The organism is Lewinella sp. IMCC34183, assembly GCF_003390915.1.
GTDB lineage: Bacteria > Bacteroidota > Bacteroidia > Chitinophagales > Saprospiraceae > Neolewinella.
On the sequence record NZ_QMEM01000001.1, the window covers coordinates 678,990 to 703,882 of the forward strand.

18 protein-coding genes and 2 tRNA genes are annotated in these 24,893 nt (G+C 62.4%); 9 read left to right on the forward strand and 11 right to left on the reverse strand.

Annotation, left to right across the window (positions count from 1 at the left end; genetic code table 11):
- Positions 1 to 5 precede the first annotated feature (5 nt).
- Positions 6 to 833 carry a bacteriorhodopsin gene (locus tag DQG19_RS02780; RefSeq protein WP_116124689.1) on the reverse strand — a complete coding sequence of 276 codons (828 nt, stop codon included), beginning with the start codon at positions 831 to 833 and terminating at the stop codon, positions 6 to 8.
- A 403-nt stretch (positions 834 to 1,236) separates the two neighbouring features.
- On the opposite strand from DQG19_RS02780, the gene DQG19_RS02785 reads away from it, so the two are divergent.
- Both DQG19_RS02785 and DQG19_RS02790 read left to right on the forward strand, forming a co-directional pair.
- Positions 1,237 to 2,550 (forward strand): glycoside hydrolase family 2 TIM barrel-domain containing protein, encoded by a 1,314-nt coding sequence (locus DQG19_RS02785; RefSeq protein ID WP_157974283.1) that lies wholly within the window; start codon positions 1,237 to 1,239, stop codon positions 2,548 to 2,550.
- Positions 2,540 to 6,316, forward strand: coding sequence for a glycosyltransferase (locus tag DQG19_RS02790; protein ID WP_116124691.1), 3,777 nt, complete (start codon positions 2,540 to 2,542; stop codon positions 6,314 to 6,316). Before DQG19_RS02785 ends, DQG19_RS02790 begins: the two co-directional genes overlap by 11 nt.
- A 44-nt stretch (positions 6,317 to 6,360) precedes the next feature.
- Here the strand turns inward: DQG19_RS02790 and DQG19_RS02795 are convergent.
- Positions 6,361 to 6,438 (reverse strand) — tRNA-Pro (locus tag DQG19_RS02795).
- 2 nt (positions 6,439 to 6,440) lie between these two features.
- Positions 6,441 to 6,530: transfer RNA gene (locus tag DQG19_RS02800), tRNA-Ser, on the reverse strand.
- A gap of 268 nt (positions 6,531 to 6,798) precedes the next feature.
- Between DQG19_RS02800 and DQG19_RS02805 the strand changes: the two genes are divergently transcribed.
- The 3 genes from DQG19_RS02805 (at position 6,799) to DQG19_RS02815 (ending at position 10,753) form a co-directional block, all read left to right on the forward strand.
- Positions 6,799 to 8,319 carry an aldehyde dehydrogenase family protein gene (locus tag DQG19_RS02805; protein ID WP_116124692.1) on the forward strand — a complete coding sequence of 507 codons (1,521 nt, stop codon included), beginning with the start codon at positions 6,799 to 6,801 and terminating at the stop codon, positions 8,317 to 8,319.
- Positions 8,320 to 8,331: 12 nt separating this feature from the next.
- A complete protein-coding gene (locus DQG19_RS02810; protein ID WP_116124693.1) occupies positions 8,332 to 9,360 on the forward strand; it encodes an NAD-dependent epimerase/dehydratase family protein in 1,029 nt (342 codons plus the stop codon).
- Positions 9,361 to 9,460: 100 nt separating this feature from the next.
- Positions 9,461 to 10,753, forward strand: a complete 1,293-nt coding sequence (locus DQG19_RS02815) for a glycosyltransferase (RefSeq protein ID WP_116124694.1) — start codon at positions 9,461 to 9,463, stop codon at positions 10,751 to 10,753.
- Positions 10,754 to 10,831: 78 nt separating this feature from the next.
- Here DQG19_RS02815 and DQG19_RS02820 read toward each other — a convergent pair whose 3' ends face one another.
- The gene (locus DQG19_RS02820; protein ID WP_116124695.1) at positions 10,832 to 12,748 is read right to left on the reverse strand and encodes a S41 family peptidase; all 1,917 of its coding nucleotides are present in this window, start codon (positions 12,746 to 12,748) and stop codon (positions 10,832 to 10,834) included.
- Positions 12,749 to 13,010: 262 nt separating this feature from the next.
- Complete coding sequence (locus DQG19_RS02825; RefSeq protein WP_116124696.1) at positions 13,011 to 14,729, reverse strand: amidohydrolase; 1,719 nt, start codon at positions 14,727 to 14,729, stop codon at positions 13,011 to 13,013.
- Between the two features lie 157 nt (positions 14,730 to 14,886).
- On the opposite strand from DQG19_RS02825, the gene murA reads away from it, so the two are divergent.
- Both murA and DQG19_RS02835 read left to right on the forward strand, forming a co-directional pair.
- Positions 14,887 to 16,203, forward strand: a complete 1,317-nt coding sequence (gene murA, locus DQG19_RS02830) for a UDP-N-acetylglucosamine 1-carboxyvinyltransferase (protein WP_116124697.1) — start codon at positions 14,887 to 14,889, stop codon at positions 16,201 to 16,203.
- 9 nt (positions 16,204 to 16,212) lie between these two features.
- A complete protein-coding gene (locus DQG19_RS02835) occupies positions 16,213 to 16,527 on the forward strand; it encodes a DUF4286 family protein (protein ID WP_116124698.1) in 315 nt (104 codons plus the stop codon).
- Positions 16,528 to 16,534: 7 nt separating this feature from the next.
- Here DQG19_RS02835 and DQG19_RS21140 read toward each other — a convergent pair whose 3' ends face one another.
- Positions 16,535 to 17,806 (reverse strand): N-acetylmuramoyl-L-alanine amidase, encoded by a 1,272-nt coding sequence (locus tag DQG19_RS21140; RefSeq protein WP_198661634.1) that lies wholly within the window; start codon positions 17,804 to 17,806, stop codon positions 16,535 to 16,537.
- 92 nt (positions 17,807 to 17,898) lie between these two features.
- On the opposite strand from DQG19_RS21140, the gene DQG19_RS02845 reads away from it, so the two are divergent.
- Both DQG19_RS02845 and DQG19_RS02850 read left to right on the forward strand, forming a co-directional pair.
- Complete coding sequence (locus DQG19_RS02845; protein ID WP_116124699.1) at positions 17,899 to 18,561, forward strand: heme exporter protein CcmB; 663 nt, start codon at positions 17,899 to 17,901, stop codon at positions 18,559 to 18,561.
- A 64-nt stretch (positions 18,562 to 18,625) separates the two neighbouring features.
- Positions 18,626 to 20,026, forward strand: a complete 1,401-nt coding sequence (locus DQG19_RS02850) for an L-serine ammonia-lyase (protein WP_116124700.1) — start codon at positions 18,626 to 18,628, stop codon at positions 20,024 to 20,026.
- A 33-nt stretch (positions 20,027 to 20,059) separates the two neighbouring features.
- Here DQG19_RS02850 and lptE read toward each other — a convergent pair whose 3' ends face one another.
- The 5 genes from lptE to DQG19_RS02875 all read right to left on the reverse strand — a co-directional run bounded on the left by lptE (position 20,060) and on the right by DQG19_RS02875 (position 24,838).
- Entirely contained in the window at positions 20,060 to 20,566 is a 507-nt protein-coding gene (gene lptE / locus DQG19_RS02855; RefSeq protein ID WP_116125176.1) for an LPS assembly lipoprotein LptE, read from the reverse strand.
- A 113-nt stretch (positions 20,567 to 20,679) separates the two neighbouring features.
- Positions 20,680 to 21,372 (reverse strand): Crp/Fnr family transcriptional regulator, encoded by a 693-nt coding sequence (locus DQG19_RS02860; RefSeq protein WP_116124701.1) that lies wholly within the window; start codon positions 21,370 to 21,372, stop codon positions 20,680 to 20,682.
- Positions 21,373 to 21,528: 156 nt separating this feature from the next.
- Positions 21,529 to 22,077, reverse strand: coding sequence for an NUDIX domain-containing protein (locus tag DQG19_RS02865; protein ID WP_116124702.1), 549 nt, complete (start codon positions 22,075 to 22,077; stop codon positions 21,529 to 21,531).
- Between the two features lie 23 nt (positions 22,078 to 22,100).
- On the reverse strand, positions 22,101 to 22,469 hold the full coding sequence (locus DQG19_RS02870; protein ID WP_116124703.1) for a cupin domain-containing protein: 369 nt from the start codon (positions 22,467 to 22,469) through the stop codon (positions 22,101 to 22,103).
- A gap of 32 nt (positions 22,470 to 22,501) precedes the next feature.
- Positions 22,502 to 24,838 carry a TonB-dependent receptor gene (locus DQG19_RS02875; RefSeq protein ID WP_232826426.1) on the reverse strand — a complete coding sequence of 779 codons (2,337 nt, stop codon included), beginning with the start codon at positions 24,836 to 24,838 and terminating at the stop codon, positions 22,502 to 22,504.
- Positions 24,839 to 24,893 lie beyond the last annotated feature (55 nt).

The following is a 24,893-nucleotide window of genomic DNA, read 5'->3' on the forward strand; positions in this document are numbered from 1 at the left end:
GTAACTTAACTGGCGACGATGCCCTTCTGCGGGGCGAGGTCGGTGACCTGCATGGCCGGCTCGAACCCCTCGGCGGCGCTGCGCTGCAGGGCGATGTAGGTGATCATCAGGCCGTAGATAACCTTGGAGCTGACGTCAGCCACCGTAAAAAAGGCCTGCCGGAGTACGACGCCGCCCGCGCTGGGTGCGAAGTAGGGGACCGCGTAAGCCAGGGGATAGAGCGTCCAGGCAAACATCATGAGCCAGAACACCTTGCGCATGGCACTCGCGGCCGGGGCGGGCATTTCGTGGAGACCGCGGAAGATGCGGGTACCGACGATCCAGTTCATCCCGATAAAGAAGACCGTAGAGATAGCCCCCCACAGGGTGAGGCTGGCCAGATCGGTGGTTTCGTAGAGCTGACCGATGTATCCGGTAACGATCATGCCCCAGGCCAGCAGCACGAGCAGCGCTGCGTCGCGAAAGAGCCGTTCGCCACGAATGTTAAGGACGAGCAGCAACTGGGTGAGCAGACACGGAATGGTCACCATCCAGTTGACGTAGCGGAAGCCGTTGCTAAAAGTTGCCTCCCCCGGCTCGTAAGTACCGGATGCCCCGTTGTAGGAAAAAGCGGTTTCCCAGAGCCCCGACTGGCCGTAAAGGATCGAACCGGCCGACACCATAACGATACAGCTCAAGGCGGTAGCGGTGCGGTAACGGGGCGCGATGAAGCGCGACGTCAGGAAGAAGAAAACCAGTGCCGCGAAGTGTGCGCCCACCCCCATACTGAGCAGGTGGTCGATGGCTTCGTACTGCGTGGGGGTGTAGCTGTAGAGACTCTCTATGTTGGTCATGTATGTGTGTTCAAATTCTACGCCTAACTGACGGATCGGGACTTTTGTTGAAGAATTTTTTCCACCGGCGTCAATAATTCAAACAATTCGCCAATCCGGTCACCAACATTTAATGTACTGACAACGTGACCGATCCGGGGGATTAGCGACGCAAGGAGACGGACAACCGGAGCGGGTAACGATTTGAACAATCATGCAAAACCCGCCGTACAGTAGAGCAACTCGATTTGGCAGCTACTATACGCCGTATAGAAATCTACCGTTCTTTATTTATACGTATAGTTACTGTAGTTTCACGTACCCACACACATCTGCGCAGCCGCTTTTATGGGCCTTGCCCGCTGCGTTTTACCTGCCCCCCCTACATACAGTGAGAACCTCCCCTTCCGCACATCGACGGTGCATGTCCACACTTGGTCCGTTCCTCGCGGGACTGGCCATCCTTGCGACCCTGCTGGCCTGTGGAACTTCCGGGACCGATAGTGTCACCACCGGGCGCGTGCACCTGGCCTTCACGGATACTACCGGCTACACCCTCGTGCGCGACGGACGGGCGTTTACCGTGCGTGGTGTTGCCGGGACCGGCCACCTGGATCTACTTAAGGAATACGGCGGCAACACCATACGGGCGTACCACCCGGACAGCCTGGCGAACCTACTCGACAAGGCGGATCGCCTGGGGCTGGCCGTAATCGCCGACTTGCCCCTTCCCCGGTTCAGGGGCGAGAGTCGGGGGGCGTCGGCAGAGATGCGGGCGCTTCAGGATTCCTTGGTCGGGGTAGTCGAACGCTTCCGTAACCACCCCGCCCTGCTCTGCTGGATGGTCGGTAACGAACTGTTCGAGAGTGGGTTTGACGTGGACTACCTGCGCGCCTATACCGATGTGGTAGCGGCCGTGCGACTTGCCGACCCCGATCACCCCGTAAGCACCACGCTGGTTCCACACCAGTTCGTGGGGATACAACTAAGCCGGCGGTCCATCGGGGTTGACTTTTTGTCCTTCAATGTATTCGGCAATTTCAAGACGTTGGAGGATCTGATGTTTTGGTCCTACCCCGTGTGGCGGGGCCCTTACCTGATCTCGGAATGGAGCTACAACGGACCGTGGGAATCCCAGACGACCACCTGGCGCGCGCCCCTGGAACCGCCTGGCCCCACCAAGACCGACCACCTCCGCGGCCGCTACGAGCGGCGGGTGACCGCCTCCGCGGACCACACCCGCGTACTGGGCAGCCTCGCCTTTTACTGGGGCAACAAGTACGAGCGTACGCCCACCTGGTTCAGTATGTTCTCCGAGACGGGCGAAGTCAGCGAAATGGCCTTTGAACTCGGAAATCTCTGGCGGGACCGCACTACCCCCTTCCCCGGCCCCCGGGTAAACTACCTTCTGCTGGGGGGGCAGGGCAGTAACGATGAAATTCTGCTGCCCGCCGGACGGACCATGACCGCCACGGTTGATTACCGCACCCCGCCCGACAGCAGCTATTCCGCGACCTGGGAGGTGCGCGGCGAAGACTGGCTGGCCGCCGGGGAAAAGGGACGGGGTCCCGAGCCACTGCCCGGCCTCTTCTTGGAAACGGGCAGTACAGCGGCTACTTTTCTCACTCCACGCCAACCGGGCCCGTACCGCCTGTACTGCTACATCTCCGATGGCCGGGGCTACTATTCTACCGCCAACGTACCTTTTTACGTCTTAAGCTCCGATCGTGCTAAATGACCCCGTAGTACGTTCCCCGACCCGCCGTCAACTGGCGGTCATTCGCCTGCTCATCCTGATTGGATTGCTGTTCGTGGGAAACTTCTGTTACCACTTCTTTTCCCAGGACGAGTATTTCGGCCATCCCCTGCTCTTCGGCCTCCTGTGCACGGTCCTCGTATACGGACTCGTGCGTGACCTGAGCCTGTGGTATTACTACGCTGACATCAAGGTACCGGAAACGCCGCCCATGCGCGGTGAATTCACGGTGGATGTTCTGACGACGTACTTCCCCGGCGAACCGTACGACATGGTCGTCAATACGCTGCGGGCAATCCAGAAAATCACCTACCCCCACACCACGTACCTGTGCGACGAAGCCAACGACCCCTACCTCAAGGGGCTCTGTAAAGAGATGGGGATCATTCACGTCACCCGCACGGTCCGGGTGAACGCCAAGGCCGGCAACATCAACAACGCGCTGCAACAGGCTACCGGTGACATATGCCTGGTGCTCGATCCGGATCATATTCCCCAGACCGACTTCCTCGATCACATCGTACCGCATTTCCAGGACCCGGAGATCGGCTTCGTACAGACGGTGCAGGCCTACTACAACAAGTTCGACACCTTGGTGGCGAAGGGATCGGCCCAGCAGACCTTCCACTTCTACGGTCCGATGATGATGACCATGAACAGCTATGGCACGGTCAACGCGATCGGGGCCAACTGTACGTTCCGCCGCGCGGCGCTGGACACCATCGGCGGCCACGCGCCGGGCCTGGCGGAGGACATGCATACCGCCATGCGGCTGTACAGCAAGGGGTGGAAATCGGTCTACGTCCCGCGAATCCTCGCCAAGGGGCTCGTGCCGGCCTCACTCACCGCCTACTTCAAGCAGCAGATCAAGTGGTCGCGGGGCGTCTTCGATCTGCTGGTCAAGGTGTATCCCCGCATCTTTACCCAGCTCACCTGGCGCCAACGGCTGCACTACGCCCTGATGCCGATCCATTACCTGGCCGGCCTGATTTACCTGATGGGGTTCCTGATACCGGTGCTCTCCCTGGTCATGTCCGACGTGCCGTGGACGGGCAACTTCTTTTACTTCCTGCTCCTGATCGGGCCGGTATTGTTCACCTCATTCATTCTGCGATTCTACATTCAGAAGTGGCTGATCTCGGACGACGAACGCGGTTTCCACATCGTAGGCGGCATCCTGGAGATACTAACCTGGTGGATTTTTACGCTCGGCTTCGTGTATACGCTGGTGGACAAGAAAGTGCCCTACCTGCCCACGCCCAAGAATGACGACGACGTCACCCACTTTTCGCTGTTACTGCCGAACTTGCTGGTCGGCGTCGTTTCTCTCGCGGCCATCGCCTACGGCCTTCCCCGCGACTTCACCCCCTTCTCCCTGGCCATGGCCGCCTTTGCGTTACTTAACGCCGCCTTCATGTTCTTCACAATCTACCTGGGATACGGCTCCACGAACCATTTCGGGGTGATGCGCAGAAAATTGCCGGTCACGGCGCGGTCCATCGGTAGGCGCGCCAAGCGGCAGTTACTATGGAGCCTGGACGCGATGACGGTAGCGGTACGTACCGTGGGTCCGCTGCTGCTGCTCGGCGTGCTTGTCGGATCGCTCTTTCTCATGCAACGGTTCAACCGACCCGAATTTTATATGCGCTCTGCTCCTCCCCTTTCCACCGGCGTACGCACCGCCCCCCAGTTGGGGATCTTCTACCCGTCGGATAACGGTGGACTTTCCGACCTGGAGGCGGTCCGGGCCCTCCAGCAAGAGCGGAACGTTTCGACGGACATTGTCTCGGCGTACATACCCTGGAGCGGGGGGGCGGACACGACCGCTACCGCAGTCTACTTACGGGCGGTGGTCAACTTGGATGCCACCCCACTAATCACCTGGGAGCCCTGGGTCAGTCACTTTCCGGGGGTGGACAGCCTGCCCGCGCTGTCCCGTGAGGAAGGCGCTCTGGCGGCCATCGCGGCGGGTCGCTTTGACGCGTATGTCCTGGACTTCGCAACGATGCTAAGCGATCTGGAAGAGCCGGTCTACCTGCGTTTCGCCCACGAATTTGATAACCCCGACTACCCCTGGTCACCGAGCGGCAACAACCGGCCGGAGGACTTCATTGCTGCCTGGCGGCACGTCCATCGTCTCTTTCAGCAGGCAGGTGCGACCAATGTCGACTGGGTTTGGAATCCCTGGCGACCGGAGGCGATGACCACCTACTATCCCGGAGCGGAATTCGTGGATTACGTAGGGCTCACCCTCCTCAACTACGGCCCCGCCGAACGTCCCGCTACCAGTCAGCGGTTCACCGACCTGTACACGCCCTTCGCAAAGGTCCTCGACAGCCTGCCGACCGAAAATGTGATCCTGGCCGAATTTGCTTCGCTCGGTGATCCACGGCAAAAACAAGAATGGCTGCGCGCCGCTCGTACGGAAGTCCAGACCAAACACCCGGAAATCGCGGCCCTGGTGGCGTTTAACAGTTCATACGATACCAACCTGCCGGACAACCACCCCGCCGCGGGACAGACGCTGGACTGGACGCTGGACCCCGCCCAGTTCTTTTACCCGGGCCAGGAAAGCCGGGGCGCAGGTGATGAGGTCACGGCACCCCGCACCCGCGTGGAGCTGCCGCGCGGCATCGTTCGGGCCGTCGGATATAAGAAAGCCGAGGGATGGAGGTCCCACCTCTATATCCCTTCCCGCAAAAACCTGGAAGAGGACTTCGGGCGTATGCGCAAGCTGGGCATCAACGCGATCCGCATCACCTCTCCCGGCATCTACAGCCACAACCTGCTGACCATCGCGCCGGAGTACGACCTGCGGGTGATCTACAACTTCTGGGTTCCGGATACGCTGAATTTCCTGCGCGACACGGTAGCCCTGGCTGATCTTCGGCGGGAAATCCTGGAGTCCGTCGCAGATCACCACACCACCCCCGCCCTGCTGAACTGGGACTTCAGCAACGACGTGCTGACTGGCCTGTCTGACTACTACCTGCAGCCGGAACTCCACGAGCAGCGCCTCGCCTACCTGCGCTGGCTGACGGAGCTGATCGGGGACATGCATGACCTTGACCCCGCCCACGCGGTGATGACCACGATCGCAGCCACCGAAAGCGCCGACCCGCTCATCCGACAGTACCGCCTGCTGGAAACCGGGGGCGACGCGCTCGGACTGTCCGTTCCGCGGGGTACGGGACCGGAACTCGTAGCGCGACTGCTTGCCCGCTACCCGGACGGGCTCGCGCTGAGCGACATCCGGGCCGGGCAACTCGCTAGGTTGCCCGCAGACGTATTGCCCGACTACCAGGTGCTGACGAACTGGCAGAACGAATGGAAGAAAGAGTCGGTGACCTTTGACGGACTGCTTGATTTCGAGGGCCGACCTACGGTTGCCTTTACCACCATCGCCCACCGGTGGGACGATACCACGTCGATCCGCGAACTCCCCGAACCGGGAGTGATCTTGCCGGCCGTCCTGCCCTACGTCGATGCGTGGTATACGTACCGCGCCGCCGTATTTCTGGACAACGACTGGCGGATGGCGGATCAGGCGGCCGTAGCTAACGGCACGTACGAGTGGCGGCTGATCCGCACCGACGGCTACGGAAACGCCACGGCGATGACCCGGGTGGGGACCGGGCCGGTACTAAAGTTGCAACTGCCCCCCGACCACCTGCGGTACGAGCTCATGCTTACGCTCGTACAGGACGGATACTCGCGCTCGGTACGCACCACGCTGTTGCCGAAATAGAGAAGGGACGACCGCCCTGCGGCGATCGTCCCTTCAATTACTCCTGGTCGGGGCACCAGGATTCGAACCTGGGGCCTCCTGCTCCCAAAGCAGGCACGCTAACCGGACTGCGCTATGCCCCGAATGGCGGAGACGGCGGGATTCGAACCCGCGGTACGCTTGCACGTACGCCAATTTAGCAAACTGGTGGTTTCAGCCACTCACCCACGTCTCCGGGTTTGTTGAAACGGCGCGGAATCCGGTAAAAGTTGCCGTGCCGTCGTTGCTAAAGCGACGCAAATGTAAGGAGCCTCATCCGCATGGAAAAGAGATCGAGGAAAAAATGTGCGTTCCCATCTCGATCAGGGCGCGAACGCAGGTGCCGGGCCGGACGCCAGGACCGTATTTGCTGGCTTCTTCCGAGTGACCACGGCACCCGCGGCCGCGCTACGCGTTCCGGCTGCCCCTTGCTACCTTTGCCTTCCCTAACCGTACCAACGATCATGAACAAGGAATTTCTCCAGGAACTCGGCCTCGCCGCCGACAACGATGGCAGCAGTACCGGACAGACCGGCATGCATAATCCCGATGCCCACCTCGAAAGCCGCTCGCCGGTCGACGGAGAGCTGATCGGGCGGGTAAGCATCACCACCCCCGAACAGTACGAACAGATCGTAAGCCAGGCCGCCGAGGCCTTCAGGCACTGGCGTACCGTACCCGCCCCCCGGCGCGGCGAGGTGGTACGGCAGTACGGAGAGGCCCTGCGGAAACACAAGGATGCCCTCGGCCGCCTGGTCAGCTACGAGATGGGAAAAAGCCTGCAGGAAGGCTGGGGCGAGGTACAGGAGATGATCGACATCTGTGACTTTGCCGTGGGACTGAGCCGGCAGCTGCACGGTTTGACGATGCACTCCGAGCGCCCCCTCCACCGGATGTACGAGCAGTACCACCCGCTGGGGATCGTGGGCGTGATATCGGCCTTCAACTTCCCGGTGGCCGTCTGGAGCTGGAACACGATGCTGGCGCTGGTCTGTGGCGACGTGGTCGTATGGAAACCCAGTGAGAAGACGCCCCTCTGCAGCGTCGCCTGCCAGAACATCTGGGCGCAAGTGGCCGCCGACAACGATCTGCCCGAAGGCATCAGCAATCTCGTAAACGGCGACTACACCGTCGGCGAATTGATGACTAAGGACACCCGCATCCCGCTGGTATCCGCCACGGGCTCCACCCGTATGGGCAAGGCCGTCGCCCAGACCGTCGCCGGCCGACTGGGGAAATCGCTGCTCGAGCTTGGTGGCAACAACGCCATCATCATCACGCCCTCGGCCGATATGGACCTGGTCCTGACCGGCGCCCTTTTCGGAGCCGTCGGTACCTGCGGACAGCGCTGCACCAGCACCCGCCGCCTCATCATCCACGAGAGCCGCTACGACGAGGTGCGCGACAAGCTCGCCGCCGCCTACGGCCAGCTGAAGATCGGCGACCCCCTCGACGAGAAAAACCACGTAGGCCCCCTCATCGATGCGCAGGCCGTGGAGATGTACGAGAAAGCCATCGCCGCCGTCAAGGAGGAAGGTGGTACCATGGTCGTGGAGGGCGGACGCCTGAACAACCTCGGCGACTGCTACGTGAAGCCCTGCATCGCGGAAGTGGAGACCAACAGCCAGATCGCGATGGCGGAAACCTTCGCCCCCATCCTTTACCTGATGAAGTACGGCGACCTCAACGAGGCCATCGAGATCCAGAACAGCGTCCCCCAGGGGCTGAGCTCGGCCATCATGACCACCAACATGCGCGAGAGCGAGCGCTTCCTGAGCGCCACCGGCAGCGACTGTGGCATTGCCAACGTGAACATCGGCACCAGCGGGGCCGAGATCGGCGGCGCCTTCGGCGGCGAAAAGGAAACCGGCGGCGGTCGCGAATCGGGCTCGGACGCCTGGAAGGTGTACATGCGCCGGCAGACAAACACCATCAACTACTCTACCGAGCTGCCGCTGGCGCAGGGCATTTCGTTCAACCTTTAACCCCTCACCCCCTTGAAATACCACCTAGTATCCGGCGGCTGTGGCTTCGTAGGCCGTAACATGGTCAAGCGGCTCTACGCCACCACCAGCGACACGATCATTTTCGTCGATAACCTGAGCGTGGGTACCCACCCGTCCACCTGGCTCAACGTGCCCGTCACGCGGCAGGACGGTGATCTGGAAGTCTTCGGCGAGGAGGGACGTCTGCTCTTCCTGCAGCAGGACTTTCGCAAGTTCCTGCGCGACATCATCGACGACGAGGCCTACATCAAGACACACTACGCGCCCAATTTCGAGCGCTTCAGCGACGTGTTTCACTTTGCCGCCATTGTAGGCGGACGGTCGACGATCGAAGGGGATCCCATGAAGGTGGCCCTGGACCTCAGCATCGACGCGGAGTTTTTCTACTGGATCACCCGCCACCGCCCGGATCGCACCCTCTACCCCTCCAGCAGTGCGGCCTACCCTATCGACCTGCAGACGGAAGGCGACGCCATCGCCCTCGCCGAGTCCGACATCAACTTCAAGGCCATGGGCGAGCCGGACATGACCTACGGCTGGTCCAAGCTAACGGGCGAGTTCCTGGCCAAAACGGCCGCCGAGCACTACGACCTGAGCGTCACTTGCATCCGCCCCTTCTCCGGCTACGGCGAGGACCAGGACCTCTCCTACCCCATCCCGGCCATCGCCAACCGCATCGCCAACCGCGAGGACCCGGTCGAGGTATGGGGCACCGGCCGGCAGGGCCGCGACTTTGTCCACATCGACGACGTACTGGACTGCATCTTCTGGGCTATGGACCGCGTTACCGACGGCTCGGCCATCAACATCGGCCGCGGGGAGCTACTCTCCTTCATCGACATCATCAACACCATGTGCGACATCGAGGGCTACGACCCCGAGATCAAGCAGCTCCTCAACAAGCCCGTAGGCGTCTTCAGCCGCTACTCCAATATGGACAAGGTCCACAACATGGGCTGGCGGGCGAGCATCTCCGTGCGGGAGGGTATGCGGCGGGTTTTGGAGGCGCAAAAGGGGTAGTTGGTGAGTTACTGCGTTACCGCATTACTGCGTTTCGTACGCTTCAACGCGGTGAATCAGTAACGCAACAACGCAGTAAATCACTAACGCAACAACCAACATGACCATAGTCTGCTTCGGCCCGGGTCCCAAATTCAAAGGAGGCATCTCGAACTACAATACCTCACTGGCCAAGGCGCTGGACCGACGGGGCGACTGCGAGGTGCACATCGTGAGCTGGACGCAGCAATATCCGGCGATTATCCCGCGGGAGTTCGTGGACAAGACCAGTAAGGTGGACCTGCTCGAGGGGACCGACATCAAGGTGCAGTACGTCACCAACTACAACAATCCGCTGACCTGGCAGGAGACCTACCGGCGGATCGTGGAGCTCAAACCGGACAAGGTGATCTTTCAGTGGGCCATCGCCATCCAGGGGTTGCCCATGGGGTACATCGCCCGCAAACTGCGGCGCCACCCGGAGATCGAAGTGATCTTCGACCTCCACTTCGTGATCCAGAAGGAGAACAGCAGCCTCGACCGCCGTTTCACCCAGTACGGCATCGCCCCGGCCGATACGTTCATCGCCCACGCGTACAAAACGGTCGACGAGCTCAAGGAACTCTTTCCCGGCCGCGCGTTCGACGTGACGGAGACCGGTGAGCGCAGTATTGCGGAGGGGGCCGGCGGCGGAGCGCAGGTGCAGGGGTCGACCCCGGTGATCAAGTTGTACCACCCGGTGTACGACCTCTTTGCCCCACGGGAAGATTTCGATGCCACGGCCTTCCGGCGCGAGCACGGGCTGCGGGAACACGTCTTCCTCTTTTTTGGTTTCATCCGCAAGTACAAAGGCCTCCACCACGTGATCCGGGCCTTCGCCGAGCTGGCGGGCCGGCGGGAAGACGTGAGCCTGATTATCTGCGGAGAGTCCTTTTGGGATACGCTGAAGAGCGACAAGCTCAGTACGAAGCTGAAGAACGTCACCTTCGGACTGGCCAAGCAGCTATTCCTCAAAAAGGCCGACGACGAACGCGAGTACCGCCCCCTCGAACTGCTCGACGAACTGGGCATCCGCGACCGGGTCATGGTCAAGAACGAGTTCGTGGCCAATGAGGAAGTGCATAAGTATTTCCAGGCCAGCGATGCGGTGGTACTGTTCTACGAGTATGCCACCCCCTCCGGCGTGGAGAGCATCAGCTATAACTTCCAGCTGCCTGCGATAGCTACCCGCGTCGGCCACTTCCCGGAAACTATCACGGACGGCTACAACGGCTACCTCGCGGCACCCGGCGACGTAGCCGACATGGCCCGCCAGCTCGAGCGGATGATCGAGTCGCCGATCCCCCGCGCGCACGTCTACGAGACCACCAGAGAAATGAGCTGGGACAATTACGCCGCCGCCATCGTCGGCTAGTACAATGCGGCCTCCGACCGCGCAGTAGGATGCGGCCTCCGACCGCGCTAGTAAAATGCGGTCTCCGACCGCGCCAGCCTACCGCTTACTACGCAGCAACTCCAGCGCAGCCTCCAGTACCACGTCCCGCTCCGCAAGAAAATCCGCCACGGACGGCTGCGCCTCCACATCTACCTGCACCCCCGGCCCCACGAACTCCCGCCCGTCCGCGTAGGTATCCCGTTTGGTGCACACGCGGGCCGAGGCCCCGCCCGGCAGGAAGATGGCCAGGGGCTGCCCCGTACTCCCGAAACTGGCCTCCCCCACGTAGGTGAAGGTGGGTACGGCATCGGCCGCCACCAGGAAATCCTCGGCGGCACTGGCCGTCTGGTGGCTCACCAGCACCGCCACCGGCAGATGATATACGGTGTCCGCCGGCGTCAGGGTGTCGGCATCTCCGTAGTACCAGAAGTCGCCGCGGAAGGTCCGCAGGGCCCGCTGCGTGAAATCGTCGGGGGAGGTGATTCCCTTATCTGCGTAGTACTGTCCCCAGGCCTGAAAGGCGGAGCGGTGCTCCCGCGTGCGCCAGGCGGAGGTCACCACGGGATCCTGCAGAAAGTGGCGCAGTACGTCGTATCCTACGGAGGAGTTGCCACCGCCGTTGTTTCGCAGGTCGATGACCAGAGCGTTGGCCCCTTCAAGCTGCGGGCGGTAGACCTGGAAGGAATCGGCGACCGCCGGGTCAGCGAAGGTGTTCAACTGGAGGTAGCCTACACCATCCGCCAGCAACGCAAAGCGGGCGGGCGGCAGCTGCGGGTCGGTCCTGGCCCAGCGGGTGCCCTGCCGGTTCCCCGGACGCTGCAACCGGGTGCGTACGGTTTCGCCCGCCGGGGTGACTGCGGTGACCTCCACGGTTCCTTCCCGCCCGCGCAGTAGCTCGTTGGTAGCCTGGATGCGACGTACGTGATCGCTGCCCGCCGACAGGTAGGGGTAGATACTATCCGTCACGAAGGGGTCGATGTCTACTCCCCCAACCGCGGTGATGGTGCTGCCCAGCGGCAGTTCCGCAAGCAAGGATGAATCGACGTTCTCAACGATGAACTGCCCGTCGACTACCCCGATGCGGACGGGGGGTGCTACCCGCGTCCGGTAGAACGAGCCCGGGGGGTACACGTTGGTATGGCCGTCCTGCAGTTGGGCGCAGAGCCGTTGCAAAAGCCGGAAATAGGTGTAGTCGCTGTCCGCTTCCCGCACCAGGGGGAGGTACTCCAGCAGCTTTGCGTCCCAGTTGAGGTCCGGTACCTGGTCGAAGAAGGCGAAGTTGTACTTGACGTCCGTCCAGAACTGTACCAGGCCGTACACTCGCTCGTCGGCGGTCAACTGTCGGTCGGGGTGGGCGGCGTAGACGGTATCGGCGGGGTCTACGCTGACTTGGTACACCTGATCGACCATCGTGGCGAGGCGGGCCAATGCCCTCTCGTATTGATCCTCCTCTGCGGAGGTAGGTCTCCATTCGAATGCCGGTGGGCTGGCTACCGTAGCAACCTTCACCCCACCCGCTACGATGGTGCTGTCGGTGTGAAAGACGAACTGCATCGTAAACGCCGTATCGCTTTCCGGGTAATACACGGAGTACGGACTATCGATGCCGGAATAAACGCCCCGCACGTGCCCCCAAATACGGCGCAGGTCGGCTGCGGGATCCGTCGGTTTCCAGATGCCGAACCAGGCCTCCCCATTTGGCGCGCGCAGGGAAAGCAGGGAGGTTCCCGACACAGTGTCCAGGTAGTTATCGCCTATTCGGATGACTCCCGGTACGGCCGACAATTCAAGCTGCGCCAGTCCGGCGATCATTGACTCGTTGGCTTCGGAACCCAGCGTGGGGAGGTGACCGTACTGACCGATGAAGTTTACCCGGGCGTAGGTCGGCTGCATAGAACCAAACAGGTCATACAACTGGGCAGGTAATTGCCCGGCGAGCAGGAGGGTAAACCAGGCAAGGAGAGCGTGTTTCATGGCGTCTTTCAGGGTGAATGGCTACAAGATAGTCGCCGATTGCCTCCCGCTCCCGGAAGACTTTCTGGCAGACCCGACGGCGTTGCTTATGCGCTTTTGGAGCGCGTCGTATTGCGCTGCCGGAGGCAGCATCGTACTGGCGCTGCCGGAGGCAGCATCGTACTGGCGCTGCCGGAGGCAGCATCGTACTGGCGCTGCCGGAGGCAGCATCGTACTGGCGCTGCCGGAGGCAGCATTGTACTGCGCTGGGGCAGGCAGCGTGTTACTTGGCCTGGTACTCCCGTTCGCCCCCGACGTAGGTGGCGAGGACCTCGGTGCCCAGGATTTCCTCATCCGCGCAGTCGCGCAGGTTATTGCTGAGGATGACGAAGTCCGCCTGCATCCCCGGTGCAAGCGTACCGCGCTCCTTCTCCTGAAAAGCGGCGTAGGCCGGAGCGGCCGTGTAGCTGTGCAGGGCTTCTTCGCGAGTCATGGCCTGTTCAGGGAAGAAGGTCGCCTTTCCATCGGCCCGCTTCCGGGTGACCGAGGCATAGAACGATTCGATGGGGTTGACGTCCTCTACCGGCGCGTCGGTACCGTTGGTGACGACGGCCCCGGCGTCGAGCAGGCTGCGCCAGGGATAGGCGCCCTCCCGGGCGCGCTCCGTTCCGAGCCGCGTTTCCGCGAAGAGGGCGTCGGAGGTGCAGTGGATGCCCTGCATCGAGGCGATCACGCCAAGCTCGGCGAAACGGGGAATATCGGCCGGGTCAATGTGCTGGCTGTGCTCGATGCGCCAGCGTTTGTCCTGGGTCGTATCCACGTAGCGGGCCATCACGTCCAGGGTTTCCCGGTTGGCCCGGTCGCCGATGGCGTGCACGCAGAGTTGCATATTGTGGGCCGCGGCCAGCTGGGCGATGCTGTCTACCGTTGCCACCAGCGTGGTATTCTGCCCGGTAAAGCCGGGGTTATCGAAGTAGGGTTCGAGCAGCCACGCCCCGTAGCTGCCCAGGGCCCCGTCGAGCTCGCTCTTGATGGCGGCGCAGGTGAAGCGGTCGCCGTAGTACGGCAGGCCTTCCATGTGGTCGGCCATCTCGTCGTAGTCGTGCCGCAGCATGACCCACAGGTTCAGACGCAGGCTGTCCGTATCGTCCAGCTCCTTGTACCAGTCGATCTCGCGGAAGGTGCTGCCCGCGTCCTGGAAGGACGTGATGCCGTTGCTGAGGGCCTCTTCCTGGGCGGCGCGGATACCGGCGAGCCACTCGTCCTTGCGCTCGACGGGCGACATCGTCTGTACGAAGTTCTGGTACGCATCCGCGATCAGGTCCATGGCCCGCTCCTCGAAGACGCCGGTGGGGTCACCGACCTCGTCGCGCAGGATGCGTCCGCCCCGCGGGTCGGGCGTCTCCCGGCTTACGCCGGCCAGCTCCATGGCCTTGGCGTTGGCGAAGAGCGCATGGCCACTGGCGTGGCGCAGCACCACCGGGTGGTTGGGGGTGATCTTGCTCAGTTCGTCGTGCAGGGGGTAGCCCCCGATGCTGTGGTCGTGGGGCTGCTCCCACTTTTCCTGGTGCCAGCCGCGGCCGGTGATCCAGACGCCCTCCGGTGTTTCTTCCGCTCGGTCCTCCACCATGGCGACGATCTCGTCCCAGCTGCGCGACCGCAGGAAGTTGAGGTTGCGCAGGCTGTTGCCCAGGCCACTGAAGTGGGCGTGCCCCTCGATGAAGCCGGGCATCAGGAAGCGGCCGCCGGCGTCGAGGCGGGTTACGTCGGGGCCAAGGCGATCCGCCCACTCGGTGGTGTCCTGTCCGAGCGCAAGCAGGGTGCCGTCGTTGCCGACCAGCAGGGCGCTGGCGGGTGCCTTATCGACGCCCGCCCAGACGTCGGCGTTGTAGACAAGCAGGCGCGCGCCGTTTTCCGTTCCGGCAGACGGCTCCCGTTCACAGGCGACGAACAGGAAACATAGGGCAACGAGGTAGAGCGGAAGGTGGTGGGTAGCGGGCATAAATAGGTACGTAAGCCCACAAAGTACGGTATGCCGGGTACGTTGCGGTCCGCGACCGTCGTTGCACCTGCGCTCCGGCGCCGAACCCTTCCCCCCAGCCGGCCGGGGCACCGTACACCTACTCAGCAATCCATCAACTAAACTTACCTTGCCCCCAATGAACACCAACGGAACCTTTATCGTCGAAGGCGGCCACCGCCTGTCGGGCGAAATCATCCCCCAGGGGGCCAAAAACGAGGCCCTGCAAATCCTGAGTGCCACCCTCCTGACGGCGGATACCGTGCGCGTGGAGAACCTGCCGGACATCGAGGACGCGAACAAGATGATCGACCTGATCGCCGGCCTGGGGGCCCGCGTCGACCGCATCGACCGCCACACCGTAGAAATCACCGCCGCCGAAATCGACCTGGAGTACGTCCTCAGCGCCGACTACGTACGCGACGCCCAGCGCATCCGCGGGTCAGTGATGCTCATCGCTCCCCTCCTCAACCGCTACGGCCGCGCCAGCCTGCCCAAACCGGGGGGCGACAAGATCGGACGCCGCCGCCTCGACACCCACCTGCTCGGCCTGCAGGCCATGGGGGCCTCCTTCGATTACGACGACGAGAAGAAAATTTATGCCTTCGAGACCGACGGGCTCAAGGGCACCTTCCTGCACATGGAGGAGATCAGCGTAACGGGTACCGCCAACGTACTGATGGCCGCCGTGCTCGCCGAGGGGGAGACCACCATCTACAACGCCGCCTGCGAACCCTACCTGCAGCAGCTTTCGCACATGCTCAACCACATGGGCGCCAAGATCAGCGGTATCGGCTCCAATATGCTCCGCGTCCAGGGCGTGAACAGCCTGCAGGGCTGCACCCACCGAATGCTGCCCGACATGATCGAGATCGGCAGCTTCATCGGCTTGGCGGCCATCACCCAGAGCGACATCACCATCAAGGACGTACGCCTCGACATGCTCGGCATCATCCCGCGCACCTTCGAGAAGCTCGGGATTAAACTGGAGTACAACGGCGACGATATCCGCATCCCCCCGCAGGACCACTACGAGGTGCAGAACTTCCTCGACGGCGGCATCCTCACCATCTACGACGCGCCCTGGCCCGGCTTCACGCCCGACCTGATGAGCATTGCGCTGGTGACGGCCATCCAGGCCCGCGGTTCCGTGCTGTTCCACCAGAAGATGTTTGAGTCGCGCCTCTTCTTCGTCGACAAGCTGATCGACATGGGGGCCCAGATCATTCTCTGCGATCCCCACCGGGCCACCGTCATCGGTATGGACCGCCGTACGCCCCTGCGGGGTATCCGGATGACCAGCCCCGACATCCGGGCCGGCGTCAGCCTCCTCATCGCCGCCCTCTCGGCCGAAGGCACCAGCCGGATCGACAACATTTACCAGATCGACCGCGGCTACCAGAATATCGATACCCGTCTGCAGGCCCTCGGGGCCCAGATCGTCCGCGAGGACTAACTTCCCTACATGCTGTTGTATAACATAACCAACAAAATCGAACACGCCGTCCACGATGAGTGGGTAAGCTGGATGCGCCAGTCCTACATCCCCCACGTGATGGAAAGCGGCGTATTCGAGGACTATAAACTGAGCCGCCTGCTGGGCGTAGACGAGTCCGACGGCTTCACCTACGCGCTCCAGTTCACGGTCAGCTCGCGGCCGGCCTTCGACATCTACCAGGAAAAATTCGCCTACGATCACCAGCAGTTGCACGACCGCAAGTTCAAGGGACAGTTCGTGACTTTCCGGTCGGTGCTCGACGTGGTGGATCACGGCAGCTAGATCAGCCCTACTCGATCAGGCCCAGGAGCAGCCAGTCGGCCAGCAGCTGCCGGTTCTGGGGGTTGATGATGCGGTGCTGATCGCTGGCGTTGGCGATATTGGCCAGCTCGATATAGATACTGCTGGGCTTGGTTTCCCGCAGCATGTGCAGGTCGCGCTCGGTGACCGAGCCTTCGTAGCCGCGGCCGGGCCGGTATTGCTCGTACTTGCCGGCGAAGGTGCGCTGGATGCGCTGCGCCGTCTTCTCCCCCACCAGGTCGCCCTCCCCGTAGTACAGGAACACGTCAATGCGCTGACCGCGGTGGCGGCTGTCGACGTGAATGGCGATCATGGTCTGGTCGGTAATGCCCTTGGCCAGGTTCTCCTCGTAGAGCGCGTTGACGATGTCGGAGCGCTGGAAGAGGCGGGCCTTCTGATTGCGGGGCAGGGAGGCACCGCCCCAGACGGTTTCGTCCTTGTCGGGCTTGAGGTAGTTGTCGTCGCGGATGCCGTCGTTCTCGTCGCGGACGATCATGTACGGGGTGCCCCCGTGCTCCAGGATGTTGCGGCAGAGGCGGAGGGCGACGTCGTAGGCGTATTCGTCTTCGGGCAGCTGGTGGTTGCCGCGGCGGCCGACGGCCCCCGGGTCGGGTCCGCCGTGTCCCGAGACGATGTAGAAGATGCGGCCCGCTAGCTCCCGGTCGATGAGGGGCACCTCGGCGTACTTGGGGCCGAAGATGCGGAAGGTCCGCGGCCCGGCGAGGGTAACCTGGTCCGGCACCGCGATCGGATCGCGCTCGGCGGCCCGGTCCTTGAGCCGGTCGATCTCCTCCTGGCTGCCGGCGTTCTCGCCAAGGTTGACGATCTCCGGCTGCAGGGCCGCGGCGACCGAAGCGGAAAAGGAGCAGTGGTCGATGTGGTACGGCAGGTACAGGACGCGGTCCTTTCGGTAGTCGCGGTCGCGGAGCCCGGCGCTCAAGAGCTGTTCGTTGTACTCCTTGATGGCCACGGCCCGGTCCCAGTCGTCGTTGCCGGTCGTGGTCCGGATGCTGGTGCCGTCGTAGGTAAAGATCTCCACGGGAAGCGCGTAGCGGTCGCCCACCATCAGCTTGCTGTTGCTGGTGAGGCGGTTCAGGCGTTTGAATTCATCGATGTTGCAGCCGTGGGCGACCAGGTCGTAGCGGCGCAGGAGAGAGTAGATCCCGTCGCCGCGGCGCGCCTCCACGGTCAGCTGCTGAGCGGACAGCACGGGACCGGTCAGCAGGAGAAGGAGGGGAAGCAGGCGAAACGGCAGGGGCATCAACAACGGTTCAGTAAGTATGGCGGGCGAGGGAAAGCGTAAACGCGGCGGGGGCAAGATAGCGTGGGGCGCAACGTATCTTTGCCCGTCCTATGTCCACGGTACGGCAAATTTATGAACTCCTGCGCTGGGAGCTGCGGCTCGAGTGGCGGGACAAGTACGCGCTGGGCAGCATCTTCCTGTACGTAGTGACCACGGTGGTCATCGTCTACCTGGCCGTGGGCAACGGGCTCGAAGGCCCGGTATTCAACGCCCTATACTGGGTGATCGTTTTCTTCGGCGCCACCGTGGCGGCGGGGCGCAGCTTTCTGCGGGAGGGCGGACGGCGCCACTACTATTACTATACCCTGGCCAGCCCGCTGGCGCTGCTCTTCAGCAAACTGCTCTTTAACGCGGCGGTCATCTGGATGATCGCGGGGCTCACCTTCGTGCTGCTTACCCTGTTCGCTCCGGCGGATGTGGTGACGCGCCCCCTCCCCCTGGTCCTGGGCGTGCTGCTGGGCGGCGTGGGGCTTTCGGCCATTCTTACCTTCGTATCCGCCATCACGGCGCGGGCGGGCGGCAGCGGTACGCTGATGGCCATCCTCTCCTTCCCGCTGGTCATTCCCCTGCTGAAGCTGCTGCTCGACACCGGCCTGTACGCCATCGACGCGGGCAGCAACGACCTCTGGCAACCCATCTACCTTACCCTGGCCGTCGACCTGATCGCCGTGGCGGTGGGCATCGTGCTGTTCCCCTTCGTGTGGCGCGACTGAGCACGTACTACCCGTATCTTTACGTTGTTGTCACGGCAACTGATTTCACCGACACCTCTCCCCCATGACCCGGCTCAGCGTTTTCGACATATACAAGATCGGCGTAGGGCCTTCCTCGTCCCACACCCTCGGTCCCTGGCGTGCCGCCCAGGACTTCGTGACCCACCTGGCGGGTGCGCGGGTGCAGAGTATCTCGGTACAACTCTTCGGCTCGTTGGCCAAGACCGGCGTCGGGCACGGTACCGACCTGGCGGTGGTCCTCGGGCTCCTGGGCCACGATCCCGTTACGGTAGTGACGGCCGATATTCCCCGGCTGATTGAGGAGGTGAAGACGTCCGGTCGCCTTGTGCTCGGCGCACACTCCGTGCCCTTTTCCTTCCGGGAAGACATCGTATTTCAGCCGACCACCCACCCCGGTCACCCCAATACCCTGATCTTCACGGCCCTGACCGAAGCCGGCGAGCTGGTGCGCACTACTTACTTCTCGCTCGGTGGCGGGTTCATCGAGCGCGAGGGGGAGGCCGCGGCGGTGGAGGAGGAGTACGGCTTCGTTCACGACGTCTCCTCGGGCCGCAAAATGATCGAGTTGTCGGCCCATTCCGGCAAGACGGTCACCCGCCTGCTGTACGAGAACGAGCGCTGCATCCGCTCCAGCGCGGAGATCCACGCCCGGATCGAGCGCCTGTTTCAGGTGATGCTCAACTGCGTATACCGGGGCTGCCACACCGACGGCGTACTGCCCGGCGGCCTCAACGTGCGGCGGCGGGCCGCCGCCCTCAACCGCAAGTTGCTGGCCGGCAAGGTATGCCCCGACCGTCAGAGCTGGCTGGCGGCCATCCGGCGGACCACCCGCGACTTCAGCACCGTCAACCAGTGGATCAGCTGCTTCGCCCTCGCGGTCAACGAGGAGAACGCCGCCCTGGGCCGCGTGGTTACCTCCCCCACCAACGGCGCCTCGGGCGTGATCCCCGCCGTCCTCCTGTACCATTACCTGTTCGGCAACTTCGGAGAGGACGACCTGCTCCGTTTCTTCCTGAGCAGCGGCCAGATCGGCGCGCTCTTCAAGCAGGGGGCAACCATCTCCGCGGCCGTCGGCGGCTGTCAGGCGGAAGTGGGCGTAAGCTCGGCCATGGCCGCGGCGGGGCTGACCGAGGTGCTGGGGGGGAGTACCAAGCAAGTGCTGCAGGCCGCCGAAATTGCCATGGAGCACCACCTTGGACTCACCTGCGACCCCATCGGGGGGCTGGTGCAGGTGCCCTGCATCGAGCGCAACGCCATGGGGGCGATGAAGGCAATTACCGCCAGCAACCTCGCCCTGGCGGGCAACGCCAGCGAGGCGGTCGTGCACTTCGATGCCGTCGTGGCTACGATGTGGGAAACCGCCCAGCACATGCACAGCAAGTACAAGGAGACCGCGGAGGGCGGGCTGGCCGTGCACGTTTCCGTCGCCCTGCCGGAGTGCTGAAAATTTAGAATGTAAAATTTTACATTCTAAATTTTACCAGTCGTCAGCAAAGGCCCGGTTGAAGATCTTCTCGTTCAGGTTTTCGAGGATGAAGGCGATGGCCTCATCCTGCACGCTGGCGAGCGTCTGATTGCCGTCGAAGGGGAACGACTCGGTGAAGTTGCTACGCCAGTTTTCGGCATCGGGGTCCCGCAGGTTGGTGTACTCAATGGCAACCACCACCGTCAGGCGGTTCTGCTTGGCGAAGGCGGCCGTCTCGTTGCCGGCGCTCGCGCCTTCCGCGGTCACCTGGAAATCGACCAGCGTACCGCGCAATTCAATGTCCGGATCCTCCTCAGTGACCACAAGGCGCGCCTCATCCCGGACCTTGTCGCGCAGGGATTCCGTAATGTCGAGGGCCAGCGTAGGCGGGGCACTCAGGGCATTATCCTCGAATACGGGGACAAAGGCCCGCTCCACGCCGGCGGGAATGGATATGCCGCGAAAGGTGTAGCAGGCCGTTAGGAGAAGGGTGAGGCAGTAAAGGGTCAGCAGACGCATGGGAAGGAAACGAAAAAATCCCCGCCGGCGTTGCCGCCAGCGGGGATACAAATTTTTGGGATCATAATGTTTGTTACACGCAAAGGTAGAAGGATTCCCGGGATAGAAAAGTCCTAAGCGGCGCTCGCGAGCAACTCGTCCATATCGCGTACCAGAATACGGCCGCGGTTGAAGTAGATCAGGTTCTCCTTGCGGAGCTCGTTGAGGACCAGCGTCACCGTCTGCCGGCTGGTGCAGGTGATGTTGGCGATGTCCTGGTGGGTGAGGCTGTGCTTCAGCAGCATCTCGTACCCCACGCGGCGACCGCGCTCGCTGACGACCTGGTGCAGGAATCCGACGATCCGGCTGCGGGCATCCTTGAATATGAGGTCCTCCAGCTTGTGCTCGGCGGCCATCATACGCTTGCCGAACAGGTTGAGAATGCGGCGGCTCAGGACGGGGTTACCAAAGATGATCCGCTGAAAGTCGGCCACGCGGATGGTGTAGTAATGCACCTCTTCCTTGAGCGACTGGGCCGTCTCGGAGCGGGTGGTCTCACCGACCAGGGAAAGCTCGCCGAAAACGGCTTCCGGGTGGATGAGTTGCTTGATCACCTCCTTACCCTCGTTGCTGTGGGTACTGATCTTGATCGGGCCCTTGGCCAGCAGGTAGATGTGCTCGCTGGCTTCACCGGGCTGGTAGATGACGGAGTAGCGGGGCTTTTTCTTAAACTCCATAGCCTCGCTGAGGCGTTTCTTTTCTTCGTTGCTGAGGCCGTCGAACAGATCGAATTGCTCGAGGAGGTTAATTTTGTTGACAGAATCCATGATTGCACGTTGTGGTTAGGACGAAGACCATTTGGTCTCCCGAGACGCCCGCAGACTTTTGTCTTCGTCCGTCTGTCTGTAGGACACGAAACCAGCCGTCCCCCCCTAAGCAAAAAGCATTTTGTTTCGAAAATTTCTTTCGTCGGGGGGATTGCCCTATCCTATCCGGTCCAATGCCACCCGCTGTAACGCCATAATGCTGAGCGCATCGGTGATCCGACCGTCGCGGGTCATCGCTATGGCTTCGCGCAGGGGGACGCGGCGCAGTCGGAGGTCTTCGGTGTCTTCGGGCTCCGGGGCTTCCTGCCGCAGGTTGCGCGCGGTATAGACCACCCCCCATTCGTCAGTTACGGAATTGCTCAGGTGAAATTCGAAAAGGCGCGTCCACTCCGTTGCGACCAGTCCGGTTTCCTCGCGCAATTCGCGCCGGGCCGTTTCGAGCGGGTCCGTTCCCACCGGGCATCCACCCTCGGGGATCTCCCAGCTGTAGGCATCGAGGGCGTAGCGGTACTGCCCCACCAGCCAGGTATGATCCGTTTCGTCAATCGGCACGACTCCCACCGCGTGATTCTTGTAGCGCACGAGGCCGTAAATTCCGTCGTTTCCCGCCGGGTTGATCACTTCGTGGTGCTCCACGCGGATCCAGGGGTTGTCGTAGCGGACGTCGGTCGACTTGCGGGTCCAGGGATTCGTTTCTTCTGCCATGGCCCAAAAGTAAGCGCCGGGGGCTACAGACGCTCGTAGTTCCGGACGGTCATGGGGCTGTCTACATCTCCCGTATGCCGGGTGGCAATGGGTTCCAGCAGCAGCAACCATACTTCCTCGTCCGGCGCGGTGCGGGGCCGGTGGCGGATTCCCCGGGGCACCACGTACAACTCGCCGGGGTGCAGGACCACGGGGTCCCGGTCCTCGAAATCGATGGTGAGCGTCCCCCGTACCACGTGAAAGAGCTCGTCTTCTTCGGCGTGGTCGTGCCATACGAAGGTCCCCATTACCTTAGCCAGCTTTACGGCCTGCCCGTTGAGCTCCGCTACCACCTTGGGCGACCAGTGGTCGTTGAAGCGGGAAAACTTATCCTCGAGGTTGATTACGGACATGGCTAACTGGTTTGTTGGGGGCCAAGGTAAGCTCACTTGAGGGTATAGCGCGCGCCCACGAACAGCCGTCGGCCCTGGTTGGGGGCAAACACGTAGGAGGGGTCGAAAGTGAGCGCCTGGGGATTGTCGGCCGTAGGCACTACCCCACCCCCGGGCGCGAAGGTCACCTCCTTATCAAAGGGGTCGAAGGCCCGCGCGATACTATTTGCGGGCGGCGTAAAGTTCAGCAGGTTCTTTACTCCCAGGTACACTTCCGGTCCGGAGTCCCATTGCTTAGTGACCTGCAGGTTCTGCAGGCTGAACCACGGCGACCGGCCCGGCCGCTGATCGAGCTCGCCCAGCCGGGGCAGCAGCATGGGTCCGTACAGGTTGCCGGTGTAGTCCACCGACCAGCCCCGCGGCAGGGGCTGACTGATCCGCCATACCGCCGAGGCCGTCTCGGTGAGCAGTTGCCGCCGGCGGCGTCCACCGCTGACGGTATATACGTCCTGTACCGTGAGCCCCAGGTTGGCCGTGGCGCCGGAATTGAGGCTTAGGTCGATCGCGAGGCTCCCACCCCGTGACACGGCGTGCCCGTCCAGGTTGGCGTAGATGATCTGGTTGGGATTGGTTTCGTAATCGGGCAGGATGCGGTTACCGAATCGGGTATACCACAGGCTACCGTCGAAGCTAATAATGCCCGGACCCCAGTCGAAGATCCGCCGGACGTAATTGACGTTGCCGTTCCACGAGGTTTCGGGGCGGAGGGCCTCGGCAAAAACCGTCTCCCGGGCCCCGGTCAGCGCAGCGTGGTCCTCGGTGAAGACGTTGGCTACCCGGTAGCCGTTGCCCACGCTCAGGCGCAGGGTGTGCCCTCCATCGCGACCGGAATACTTGTAGTTCAGGCGGGGCGTCAGGATCATACCGTGGCGATTGTTGTGGTCGAGACGCAGTCCTGTCAGTAGCGTACTGCGTCGGCTGAGGGTCCACTCATCCTGGGCGAACAGCCCCGGCAGGGAGGTACGCGAGGGAGCGTTCGTCACTTCCCCGGCGGTGGCGGGGGTATTGTCGTCGTACCAGGTGTAGCGGTAGGCCGCCCCGAGGAGGAGATCGTGGTTGGTCACGTCGGCGGGGCGGTAGGTGAGCTGGCCGAACCCGATGTACTGGGAACCCAGATAGATCGTACTCCCGTAGGCGCTGTCGTGGTAGTGCCCCGTCAGGCTGTACCGGAATTCCAGGGGGCGGGGCGTCGCGAAAGCGTAAGTGCCAAAGGTCTCCCACCGGTGGGTCTGGATGCTCTCTCCGTAGACCTCCTCCCCACCCCGGTATTCCGGGCCGTAGGCCAGTTGACCGCCCCAGCGGTCCTCGTAGAGGTAGCGTACGGCCACGGTCAGGGCGCGGTGGTCGGGCCGAGTGACGTTCCACTTGGAGAAAACGCTGACGCGGTCCTGCAGGGTGACATCCGTAAACCCGTCTCGGTTATCGTCGCGGGGATTTCCGTAGTGGAAGACGTTCGCCCCGAGCAGGGCGCGGACGCGGGTGCCGAGGTTTCGGGTAAGGCCGAGGTCAAGGTTGGTTTCGCCCCAGCCGGTAGTCATGGCATCGGCCGTAACCCGGGGGCCCGTACCGGGACTGCGGGTGATAACGTTGATGAGCCCCCCCACCGCCTCGGAGCCGTACAGGGTGGAGGCTGGTCCTTTCACTACCTCGACCCGTTCGACCAGGGCCTGGGGGATACCGCTCAGCCCGTAGACGGACGCCAGGCCGCTGACGATCGGCATTCCGTCGATCAGGATCATAGTGTAGGGCCCCTCGAGTCCATTGACGTGGATATCTCCCGTGTTGCAGACGTTGCAGTTGAGCTGGGGGCGGATGCCGTTGACCTGCTGCAGGGACTCGAAGAAGCTCGGCGCGGGATTGGCCGCAAAGTATTCGGCGGTATATACCTCGATCGGTACGGGACTGTTGCTGCGGCTCACGGGTTTCATGGATCCGCTCACCACCACTTGATCGAGCAACTCGCCCCGGGCTTGCAGTACCACGGTCAGCGGCTGTTTTGGGGGCAGGCGCACCGCTTCCTCCACCGGCTGGTACCCGAGGCTGGAAAAGCGCAGGCGGGCAGTATCACCGGACGGTACTTCGATCATAAAGGAACCGTCCGCACCGGTGAGGGTACCCCGGTCCGTACCGGTAACCTGCACCGTAGCCGACTCGATCGGGAGGCCCTCCGCCGTTATGACCAGCCCCGTAATCAATTCCTGCGCCGCCAGGGATGTCCCGAACGGCAACGAACCGAGCAAGGAAAGAACGAGGGCACCCAGCCCCATAGGGGTTGGACTCCCCCACCCCACGGCACCCGCGCGCCGGCGCGAGTAAGCAATGTAAAACATAGATCGATCAGTTAACTAATCATTAAGTTAGCAAAGACTAACTTTGTTTACCAAA

Bases quoted from the DNA above. Each gene is read 5' to 3' on its own strand.
- DQG19_RS02780 (WP_116124689.1), bottom strand. From the start codon at position 833: ATGACCAACATAGAGAGTCTCTACAGCTACACCCCCACGCAGTACGAA.
- DQG19_RS02785 (WP_157974283.1), top strand. From the start codon at position 1,237: ATGTCCACACTTGGTCCGTTCCTCGCGGGACTGGCCATCCTTGCGACC.
- DQG19_RS02805 (WP_116124692.1), top strand. From the start codon at position 6,799: ATGAACAAGGAATTTCTCCAGGAACTCGGCCTCGCCGCCGACAACGAT.
- DQG19_RS02815 (WP_116124694.1), top strand. From the start codon at position 9,461: ATGACCATAGTCTGCTTCGGCCCGGGTCCCAAATTCAAAGGAGGCATC.
- DQG19_RS02820 (WP_116124695.1), bottom strand. From the start codon at position 12,748: ATGAAACACGCTCTCCTTGCCTGGTTTACCCTCCTGCTCGCCGGGCAA.
- DQG19_RS02825 (WP_116124696.1), bottom strand. From the start codon at position 14,729: ATGCCCGCTACCCACCACCTTCCGCTCTACCTCGTTGCCCTATGTTTC.
- murA (WP_116124697.1), top strand. From the start codon at position 14,887: ATGAACACCAACGGAACCTTTATCGTCGAAGGCGGCCACCGCCTGTCG.
- DQG19_RS02835 (WP_116124698.1), top strand. From the start codon at position 16,213: ATGCTGTTGTATAACATAACCAACAAAATCGAACACGCCGTCCACGAT.
- DQG19_RS21140 (WP_198661634.1), bottom strand. From the start codon at position 17,806: ATGCCCCTGCCGTTTCGCCTGCTTCCCCTCCTTCTCCTGCTGACCGGT.
- DQG19_RS02845 (WP_116124699.1), top strand. From the start codon at position 17,899: ATGTCCACGGTACGGCAAATTTATGAACTCCTGCGCTGGGAGCTGCGG.
- DQG19_RS02850 (WP_116124700.1), top strand. From the start codon at position 18,626: ATGACCCGGCTCAGCGTTTTCGACATATACAAGATCGGCGTAGGGCCT.
- lptE (WP_116125176.1), bottom strand. From the start codon at position 20,566: ATGCGTCTGCTGACCCTTTACTGCCTCACCCTTCTCCTAACGGCCTGC.
- DQG19_RS02860 (WP_116124701.1), bottom strand. From the start codon at position 21,372: ATGGATTCTGTCAACAAAATTAACCTCCTCGAGCAATTCGATCTGTTC.
- DQG19_RS02865 (WP_116124702.1), bottom strand. From the start codon at position 22,077: ATGGCAGAAGAAACGAATCCCTGGACCCGCAAGTCGACCGACGTCCGC.
- DQG19_RS02870 (WP_116124703.1), bottom strand. From the start codon at position 22,469: ATGTCCGTAATCAACCTCGAGGATAAGTTTTCCCGCTTCAACGACCAC.
- DQG19_RS02875 (WP_232826426.1), bottom strand. From the start codon at position 24,838: ATGTTTTACATTGCTTACTCGCGCCGGCGCGCGGGTGCCGTGGGGTGG.